Annotated in this window: 7 protein-coding genes; 5 read left to right on the forward strand and 2 right to left on the reverse strand. The window is 67.5% G+C overall.

Annotation, left to right across the window (positions count from 1 at the left end; all coding sequences use genetic code 11):
• From ACE3O8_RS11480 to ACE3O8_RS11500, 5 genes are all read left to right on the forward strand, one after another.
• On the forward strand, positions 1-1,014 hold a 1,014-nt coding region (locus tag ACE3O8_RS11480), incomplete at its 5' end, for a hydantoinase B/oxoprolinase family protein (protein ID WP_374389862.1).
• 5 nt (positions 1,015-1,019) lie between these two features.
• Positions 1,020-1,739: a DUF969 domain-containing protein gene (locus ACE3O8_RS11485; protein WP_374389864.1), complete on the forward strand. Its 720-nt coding sequence runs from the start codon at positions 1,020-1,022 to the stop codon at positions 1,737-1,739.
• Positions 1,736-2,701 (forward strand): DUF979 domain-containing protein, encoded by a 966-nt coding sequence (locus ACE3O8_RS11490; RefSeq protein ID WP_374389866.1) that lies wholly within the window; start codon positions 1,736-1,738, stop codon positions 2,699-2,701. The genes ACE3O8_RS11485 and ACE3O8_RS11490 overlap by 4 nt, the downstream gene beginning before the upstream one ends.
• A gap of 2 nt (positions 2,702-2,703) precedes the next feature.
• Positions 2,704-3,711 (forward strand): DUF2891 domain-containing protein, encoded by a 1,008-nt coding sequence (locus ACE3O8_RS11495; RefSeq protein ID WP_374389868.1) that lies wholly within the window; start codon positions 2,704-2,706, stop codon positions 3,709-3,711.
• Between the two features lie 47 nt (positions 3,712-3,758).
• On the forward strand, positions 3,759-5,048 hold the full coding sequence (locus ACE3O8_RS11500; protein WP_374389870.1) for an MFS transporter: 1,290 nt from the start codon (positions 3,759-3,761) through the stop codon (positions 5,046-5,048).
• Between the two features lie 60 nt (positions 5,049-5,108).
• Here ACE3O8_RS11500 and ACE3O8_RS11505 read toward each other — a convergent pair whose 3' ends face one another.
• Together ACE3O8_RS11505 and ACE3O8_RS11510 are read right to left on the reverse strand one after the other, a co-directional pair.
• Positions 5,109-6,818 carry a sulfatase-like hydrolase/transferase gene (locus tag ACE3O8_RS11505; protein ID WP_374389872.1) on the reverse strand — a complete coding sequence of 570 codons (1,710 nt, stop codon included), beginning with the start codon at positions 6,816-6,818 and terminating at the stop codon, positions 5,109-5,111.
• A gap of 26 nt (positions 6,819-6,844) precedes the next feature.
• Complete coding sequence (locus tag ACE3O8_RS11510) at positions 6,845-9,094, reverse strand: TonB-dependent receptor (RefSeq protein WP_374389874.1); 2,250 nt, start codon at positions 9,092-9,094, stop codon at positions 6,845-6,847.
• Positions 9,095-9,234: the final 140 nt, after the last annotated feature.

Here is a 9,234-nt window from a genome sequence, read left to right on the forward strand (position 1 = left end):
CGCAACATCGATCAGAACATCGCCGATCTGATGGCGCAGGGCGCGGCCTGCGCGCGGGGCGCAGCGGAACTGGCCCGCATGGCGCGCGAATTCGGGCGCGAAACCGTCGCGGCCTATATGGGCCATGTGCAGGACAATGCCGAGGAATCGGTGCGCCGCGCCATCGCCGCGCTGAAGCCGGGCACGTTCGCCTACGAGATGGACGATGGCGCGGTGATCCGCGTCGCCATCTCGGTCGATCCGCAAGGCCGCAGCGCCGTCGTCGATTTCAGCGGCACCAGCGCCCAGCGGCCCAACAATTTCAACGCGCCGCTCTCCATCACCCGCGCAGCCGTGCTCTATGTGTTCCGGACATTGGTGGACGACGCCATCCCGCTGAACGAAGGCTGCCTGAAGCCGATCCGCCTGATCGTCCCCGAAGGCTCCATGCTGCGGCCCCGCCATCCGGCGGCGGTCGTGGCGGGCAATGTGGAAACCAGCCAGGCGGTGGTCGATGCGCTCTATGGCGCGCTGGGGGTGATGGCGGCGGCGCAGGGCACGATGAACAACTTCACCTTCGGTGACGCGACGCGCCAATATTATGAAACCATCGCGGGCGGATCGGGCGCGGGGCCGGGCTTCGACGGGACGAGCGCGGTGCAGACGCACATGACGAACAGCCGCCTGACGGATCCGGAGGTTCTGGAAACCCGCTTTCCCGTCTTGCTGGAGGATTTCGCGATCCGGCGCGGCTCCGGCGGGGCAGGGCGCTGGCGGGGCGGCGACGGCACGATCCGCCGCGTCCGCTTCCTGGAACCGATGGACGCCGCCATTCTTTCCAACCGCCGCCGCGTGCCGCCCTTCGGGCTTGCGGGCGGCCGGCCCGCCGCGACCGGCCGCAACCGCATCCGCCGCGCCGACGGCCGGGTGGAGGAGCTGGGTGCGACGGCCGAGGCGACGCTGAACCCCGGCGACATCTTCGAGATCGAAACGCCGGGCGGCGGCGGATACGGCCCGCCCGGGCAGGAGGACTGACGCGGATGCTGGTGCTGCTGGGGGTCGCCGTGGTGGTGGCGGGGTTCGTCGCCCGCATCAATCCGCTGATCGTCATCCTTGTCGCCGCCGTCACCACGGGCGTTCTCGCGGCCGTCGGGCCGGGCGCCACGCCGCAGATGCTTGCGACGGCGGCGGTGGACACCGTCAGCCGCTTCGGCACGGCCTTCAACGAGAACCGCTATTTCCACATCACCTGGCTGGTGCTGCCGGTGATCGGCCTGCTGGAGCGCGCCGGCCTTCAGGAACGGGCGCGCATCCTGATCCGGCAGGTGAAGGCGGCGACGGCGGGGCGGCTGCTGCTCGTCTATTTCATGGTGCGGCAGGCAACCGCCGCGCTGGGCCTCGTGTCGCTGGGCGGCCACCCGCAGATGGTGCGGCCGCTGGTCGCCCCGATGGCGGAAAGCGCGGCGGAAGCCGAACATGGCCCCCTGCCGGGCCGGGCGCGCTTCCGCATCCGCGCCATGGCCGCCGCGACAGACAATATCGGCCTCTTCTTCGGGGAAGACATCTTCATCGCCATCGGCTCCATCGTGCTGATCGTGGGGTTCCTTGAGCAGGCCGGGATCCGGGTGGAGGCGCTGCATGTCTCGCTGTGGGCGATCCCCACCGCCATCGTCGCGCTGCTGGTGCATGGCGCGCGGCTGCTGCTGTTCGATCGCCGGGTGAAACGCGATATCGCGGCCGGCGGGGAGGACGAGCGGTGATCACGCTGGAACATGCCTATCTCGTCGTCGGACTGATGTTCGCGGCCTTCGCGATGCTGGCGCTGGCAGAACGCGGCGCGCCGGGCCGCATCCGCCGCGCCCTGTTCTGGGGGCTGGTTGCCGCCTCCCTGCTGTTCGGGTCGCACCTGGGCGGTTTCGGCAACGGCCTGCTGGTGATCGCGCTGGTGGCGATCGGCGCCACCGGCCGGCTGGGGGCCGGCGCACCCGCAACCACGGGGCAGACAGAGCGGGAGGCGGGCGCGGCCCGCTTCGGCAACCGGCTGTTCGTGCCGGCGCTGATGGTGCCGCTGTTCGCGGTGGGCGGCACGTTGCTGGCGAAGAACACGGCCGCCGGGCAATGGCTGATCTCGCCCGTGCAGACGACGCTGATCGCGCTGGGGATCGGCTGCCTCGCCGCGCTGGCGACGGCGATGCTGTGGTTCCGGCAGCCCCTTCTCGCCCCGCTGCAGGAAGGGCGGCGGCTGATGGATTCGATCGGCTGGGCGGCGCTCCTGCCGCAGATGCTCGCCTCGCTGGGGGCGGTGTTCCTGGCGGCTGACGTCGGGCAGGTGGTGGGCGACCTGATCGCCATGGTGATCCCGCTGACGACGGTTGCGCTTGCGGTGTTCGCCTATTGCCTGGGCATGGCGCTGTTCACCATCGTGATGGGCAATGCGTTTGCCGCCTTTCCGGTGATGACGGCGGCGATCGGCCTGCCCTTCCTCGTCGGCACGTTCGGCGGCGATCCCGCCATCGTCTGCGCCATCGGCATGCTCGCCGGCTTCTGCGGCACGCTGATGACGCCGATGGCCGCCAACTTCAACGTGGTTCCCGCGAACCTGCTGGAACTGCCCGACAGGAACGCCCCGCTGAACGGCGTGATCCGCGCCCAGATCCCCACCGCCCTCCTCATGCTCGTCGCCAACATGGTGCTGATGTATGGGCTGGCCTTCAGGCATTGACGATGAACCTCTCCCCCGCCCTCGCATCCCGCTTCGCTTCGGCCGCGCTCGGCCATGTCACCCGCGAATATCCCAACATGCTGATGCATGTGCTGTCCGGCCCCGAAGACGCGCAGACACCGCGCCGGCTGCACCCGCTGTTCTTCGGCAGCTATGATTGGCACAGCTGCGTGCACGGCTGGTGGACCCTGTTCACCCTGCTGCGCCTGAACCCGGCGGGCGCAGAGGCGCCCCGCATCCGCGCCCTGGCGGACGAATTGTTCACCGATGCGAATGTCGCGGCGGAACTGGCCTATGCCGCCCGCCCGGACTCGCGCGGCTTCGAGCGCCCCTATGGCTGGGCCTGGCTGCTGAAGCTGCAGGCAGAGCTTGCCGCGCATGACGCAGCTGATGCGCGGCGCTGGGCTGCCGCGCTGAAGCCGCTCGCCGGGCATTTCGCCGCTCGGCTGCACGCCTTCCTGCCGATCGCGGACTATCCCGTCCGCGTCGGCACCCACTACAACACCGCCTTCGCGCTTCGGCTGACGCTGGATTATGCCGATGCGCATGATCCCGCGCTGGCCGCCGCCTGCCGCGCCGCCGCGCTTCGCTGGCACGGACAGGACCGGGGCTGCCAGGCGTGGGAGCCCTGCCAGGACGAGTTCCTGTCGCCTGCGCTGATGGTGGCCGAGCTGATGCGTCGCGCGCTGCCGCCGGCGGATTTCGCCGGCTGGTTCGATCGCTTCCTGCCGCGCATCGCCGCCGGCGAACCGGCGACCCTGCTGAGCCCGGCGCGCGTCAGCGACAGGTCGGACGGGAAGATCGCGCATCTCGACGGCCTGAACCTCAGCCGCGGCTGGTGCTGGCGCGCGATCGCGTCGGGCCTGCCGGCCAGCCATCCGTTGCAGCCCGTCGCCGCGGCGGCCGCGCAGGCGCATCTGGAGGCCGCGCTGCCGCATGTGACGGGCGATTACATGGGCGAACACTGGCTGGCGAGTTTCGCCCTGCTGGCGCTTTGCGAAGCCGGTTGACGGCTCGCCCCGGCTGCCCGAAAGCCCACCCCTTGGGAGGAAGACGGATGGAAACGGACAGGGCGCGCCAGCGCCGCGCGCTGTGGGCAAGCTTTGTCGGCACGGGAATCGAATTCTACGATTTCTACATCTACGCCACCGCCGCCAGCCTGGTGTTCGGGCAGATCTTTTTCCCGCCGGGCGATCCCGGCCTTCAGCAACTGGCGTCGTTTGCCACGCTGGCCGTCGCCTTCTTCGCGCGGCCCGTCGGCGCGGCCGTGTTCGGCCATTATGGAGACCGGATCGGCCGCAAGGCCACGCTCGTCGCCTCGCTCCTCACCATGGGGCTTTCGACGACGCTGGTCGCCTTCCTGCCAACCTATGCGATGGCCGGCTGGATCGCGCCCTTCGCGCTGTGCGTGCTGCGCTTCGGGCAGGGCTTCGGGCTAGGCGGTGAATGGGGCGGCGCGGCTCTGCTGGCGGTAGAAAATTCCCCGCCCGGCTGGCGCGCGCGCTTCGGCACCGCGCCGCAGATGGGCGCGCCCGCCGGATTCCTCGTCGCCAACGGCCTGTTCCTGCTGCTGGGCCTGTGGCTGACCCCCCAGGAGTTCGCCGACTGGGGCTGGCGCATTCCCTTCCTGCTGTCGGCAGCCCTTGTCGCGGTGGGGCTGTGGATCCGCCTGAAATTGGGCGAAACGCCGGAATTCCAGGCCGCGCTGGAGGAAGCGCCGCCCCCGAAGGTGCCGCTCGGCGAGGTGCTGCGCAACCACAGGGGCCCGCTGATCGCGGGCACCATCGGCGCAGTCTGCTGCTTCGCCACCTATTATATCGCCACCGCCTTCCTGCTGGGCTGGGGCACAAAGTCCCTGGGCTATGCGATGCAGGATTTCCTCGGTGTCCAGCTTGTCGCCATCCTGTTCATGGCGGCCGGCATCTATCTGTCGGCCTGGGCGGCCGATGTGCATTTCGATCCGCGCCGCGTGCTGGCGGGCGGCTGCGTCGGCGTGATGCTGCTGGGCTTCCTGATCGCGCCGCTGATGGCGGGCGGGCTGGCAGGCGTGTTCCTGTTCCTGTCGCTGCTGCTGTTCGCGATGGGCTTTGCCTATGGCCCGCTGGGCGCCTGGCTGCCCGGCCTGTTCCCGCCGCGCGTGCGCTACACCGGCGCTTCGATGACGTTCAACATCGCGGGCGTCATCGGCGGCGGCCTCACCCCGCTCATCGCCCAGGCGCTGGCGCTGCAGGGCGGCCTCGCCCCCGTCGGCTGGTACTTGAGCCTCGCCGGCGCCCTCAGCCTCGCCGCCCTCATCTGGGCGCGGCGGACGGAAACGCCGGCCGCCGCCGTCATCGGGCTGCCCTGAGCGGATCGGGCGGGACTGCCGGACGCATCAGGGCCGGCGCCCGCCTCCGCCCTTCCCGCGTCAGCCGGGCCGGTTGAACAGCTCCGTCGGCCCCGGATAATAGCTGCCGTCGTCCACGCCCACCTCGCGCCGGATCAGGGCGTTCGTCATCCGGTTCAGGCGCAGCACCGTGTCGCGGTGTTTCGGATCGTTGGCGAGATTGACGAGCTCGTTGGGGTCGGCCTTCGTATCATAGAGTTCGAGGTCGTTGAGCCGCGACAGCGTCGCCCAGTCCGTCGGGATATGATGGTGCGCCGGGGCGAAATAGCGCGCGAACTTGTAGCGGCCGTCATGGACGCCGCGGTGCAGGCGCCGCTTCGAGAGATCATAGACCTTGCTGTAGTCCGTGATCTGCACGGCCGGCGGCACGGGGCCGGTCGGCGCCCTGGGCAGCGGTTCCCACATGTGGGCGACCGCATAGTTGAACAGGATTCCCTGTTCGTCGCGCGGCGTGGGCTTGCCGGGGGTTGAAAGAACGCTGCTGACATCGACGCCGGGCAGGTCCGGATAGGTCTTTGCCACCTGCGCCTTCGGCACGCCGGCCAGCGACAGCAGCGTGGGGGCGATGTCGATCGCGCCCATCAGCTTGTCGGTGGTGCGGCCGCCCTTGTGATCGGGGTGGACGATGATCATCGGCACATTGGATTCTTCCCGATAGATGGTGCCGGCCTTCTGGCGCATCCCGTGCGCGCCGGCCCGTTCGCCATGATCGGTCGTGTAGAGGATGATCGTGTTGTCGATCTGGCCGCTTTCCTTCAGCGCCCACAACAGCTGGGCCAGCCGGCGGTCCACGTCGCGCAGGCAGTTGTAGTAATAGTTCCGGAAGCGCTTCCACGAGGCGATGTCGGACAGCGGCATGTTGCCGAAGAAGCGGTCGTTCTGCCGCTGGATCGCCCGGTGCGCCTCGGGCTTGGTGGACAGATCGTCCTTGTAGAAACTCTCGGGCAGATCGAAGCCGAGGTCGGTTTCATAGATGGGATCGCCCGGTTCCCGCCGCACGGGGGCCAGCGCATCCGGGTGCGGGCGGCTCTTCGCCTGCTCGCCGGTCGCGTCGTAGAACATGATGTCGTGCGGGTTCACCAGCCCCACCACCATGAACCAGGGCTTGCCGCCGGCCTTGTCGCGGCGGGCGAAATCGAAGATCGAGCGGGAGGCGTCGCCGGCCACGAACATGTCAGACCGATATCCGTCCCAGGTCAGCCCCAGTTCCTCGCCGTCGAAGCCATAGTCGTGGAAGCCGTATTTCTCGAGCGCCCGCTCGGTGTTGGGATAAACTCCGCCCGGCACGCGGTTCCAGTTGCGTTGATAGTTGATGCGGGACATGTGCCACTTGCCCTTGTAGCTGGTGTAATATCCAGCCGCCTGCATCATGTGCCCCAGCGTCGGCATGTCGGTCGGCAATTCGGGGTTCGGCGCATTGTCACTGTTCAGGAACATGCCCGTCTGTTGGGTGTGGCGGCCCGTCAGGATGGTGGAGCGCGACGGCGTGCAGGGGGAGGTCTGCACATGGTAGTTCTCCACCAGCATGCCGCGTTCCATCAGTTCGCGGTGCGCGGGCAGCATCTCCAGCAATCCCTTCGGGAAACTGGCGACGCTCTGTTCCTGATCGGTGATGACCATCAGCACATTCAGCTTGCGGCCGTCCCTGGCCGCCACACCCTTCGACAGCGACGTCGACGCCAGCGCGCCTGCCGCGCCGATAACCGTCCGCCGGTCCACACCCTTGCCCATGCCTTGCTCCCTTGACCGCTGATGCTTCAGAAACTGATGGAGAAATCGACGCCGAACTCGCGCGGCGGCTGATAGAATTGCGAAATCGGTGTCGCCCCGGCGCTGGTTGCGCCCGACATGACCTCGGCGTCCGTCAGATTCTGGCCATAGAAGGTGATCTTCCACCGGTCGTCAGGGCCGGTGAACGAGATGTTGGCGTTCAGGATCACCACCTCGTCGCGGTAATAGCCGGGATCCAGGCTGCGGCCCCAGGTGTTGTAGCGCGGCGTGTAGCGGGCATCGCCGTGCAGCCCCAGTTCGCCGGGGCCGATGGGAGTGCGCCAGTCGGCAGAGATGCTGCCGCTCCATTCAGGGGCGTTGGCGAGGTCGAGATTGGTCGAATCCACCGGCACGGTGTAGGTGCCGTTGGGCTTGCCGTTGATGAGGATCGGCACGGCCGGGCCGCACTGGCGGGGCTGCGGGGCGGCGCTGCCGAACACGCCATCCACATCGGCGCAGAAATCGGTGTATTTGGCATCCAGATAGGCGATGTTGGCCGACAGCGAGAATTGACCCGAGGGGCGGAACACCGCCTCCGCCTCGAAACCCCGGATTTCCGCGGCGGCGATGTTGGTGGTGATATTCTCCGCCCGCACCACCCCCATCTTGGTGACGGCGCTCTGCAGGTCGCGATACTTGTTGATGAAGCCGGCGACGTTCAGGCGAAGCATGCGATCGAACAGGTCGGTCTTGGCGCCGATTTCATAGGCATCCACATATTCCGGATCATAGGGCCCGACATTTTCCGGAATGGTCCCGCGCGAGTTGAACCCGCCGGCCTTGTAGCCCTCGGAATAGCTCGCATAGACCATCGCGGCCGGCGAAAAACGGTACTCGACAGTGAAGCGCGGGGTCAGTTCGGCCCAGCTGGCGTTCAGGTCCGCCGCGAAGGAAGATGTCTTGTTCCCGTTCACAAAGGCCTGGGAGCCGATCGTGTAGTCCTTCTTGTCGTGGCTGTAGCGGGCGCCGACCGACAGCGTCAGCCCATCCACCGGGCGTGCGTTCGCCATCACGAAAATGGCAAAGCTCTCGGTCTTCTGGTTCAGCTGCGACAAGGTCGTGGTGGTCGGGTTCGCCAGCACGGTGTTGTCCTGGCTCCAGCTGTCCGACTGGAAATAGAGCCCGGCGACGAAATCGATCGGCTGGTCGGAAGGCGAGACATAGCGCAGCTCTCCGCTGGTCGATTCGCCCGTGAAGTCGCGCGTCACGTCCAGCTGCGGGGCGGGCGTGATCAGGCCGTCGAAATCCCCCCGTGTCAGGTAGGTGAGGTGGCGATAGCCCAGCACCGCCGACACCGTGCCAAAGCCGACATCGAGGTTCGACATCCACGATCCGCCATAGGTTTCGGTGTTGGCGATCGGATCGAACAGCACCGCCGCCTTGCGGACATTGCCTTTCACTTCATCGGGCAGCTTGTCCCAATTGGGATCGCCATTGTCCAGCACATGCGGGGCGGGGCCGGTGGTGTCCTGCTTCAGCCAGTCGACGACCAGCGTGGAATCGAACGGGCCGCCGCGATCATAGTTCAGCGCCCCGCGCACCGCGCGGACGCTGGTGGCGTTCAGCCGGTTTCCGGTGATCACATTTTCGCTGTAGCCATCATATTCGCGGATGTTCACCATCAGCTTGGCGGCAATTGCGTCCCCGATCCGGCCGCTGTTGACGCGCCCCCGGAACTGCAGCGCGCCATAGGATCCGATGGTGCCGCGCGCGTCGACCCCGAATTCCTCGGTGGGCCGGCTGGTCAGGACATTGATGGTGCCGGCAAGGTTGTTCTTGCCGAACAGCACCCCTTGCGGCCCTTTCAGGATCTCCACCCGCTCGATGTCGAACATGTCGAGCATGGTGCTGGACACGAAGGGGATATAGACGCCGTCGATAATGGTGCTCACCTTCGGGTCGGCGTTCGGGTCGGGATCCGCGCTGCTCATGCCCCGGATGGCGATCATCGGCACATTTGCGACAAGGCCCTGCGTCTGCAGCACCACATTGGGGACAAGGCCGTTCAGGCTGGTGATGTTGGTGTTGCCGCTGGCGGCCACCGTCGCATCGTTCAGCACCGCGATCGAGATCGGCACGTCCTGGATGCTTTCCTCGCGCCGCTGCGCGGTGACGACGATATCCGCGAACGGGTCGGCGGTAACGGCCTGCGCGGCGGCGTCCGCTTCCTGCGCGTGCAGCGGCGCGCCCATCCCCACCAGTATGGCCGTCGAATGCAGCCAGAAAATCCTGTTCATGCGTCCTCCCCGTCGGTTGTTGTTTGTCCCGTCCATCCGGGGGGAAGGATATGCGCAGGCAGGCGGCAGGTAACTTCGCGGTTGGCGAAGCGAGCGTTGACGAGCGGGCAATCCGGGGGCTTCGCGCCTGTTGCCCGGCG

Origin of the sequence: Sandaracinobacter sp. (assembly GCF_041909755.1) — a bacterium.
Classification (GTDB): Bacteria; Pseudomonadota; Alphaproteobacteria; order Sphingomonadales; family Sphingomonadaceae; genus Sandaracinobacteroides.

Coding starts and splice junctions, on each gene's coding strand:
- ACE3O8_RS11505 (WP_374389872.1), bottom strand. CDS start 6,818: ATGGGCAAGGGTGTGGACCGGCGGACGGTTATCGGCGCGGCAGGCGCG.
- ACE3O8_RS11510 (WP_374389874.1), bottom strand. CDS start 9,094: ATGAACAGGATTTTCTGGCTGCATTCGACGGCCATACTGGTGGGGATG.
- ACE3O8_RS11495 (WP_374389868.1), top strand. CDS start 2,704: ATGAACCTCTCCCCCGCCCTCGCATCCCGCTTCGCTTCGGCCGCGCTC.
- ACE3O8_RS11500 (WP_374389870.1), top strand. CDS start 3,759: ATGGAAACGGACAGGGCGCGCCAGCGCCGCGCGCTGTGGGCAAGCTTT.
- ACE3O8_RS11485 (WP_374389864.1), top strand. CDS start 1,020: ATGCTGGTGCTGCTGGGGGTCGCCGTGGTGGTGGCGGGGTTCGTCGCC.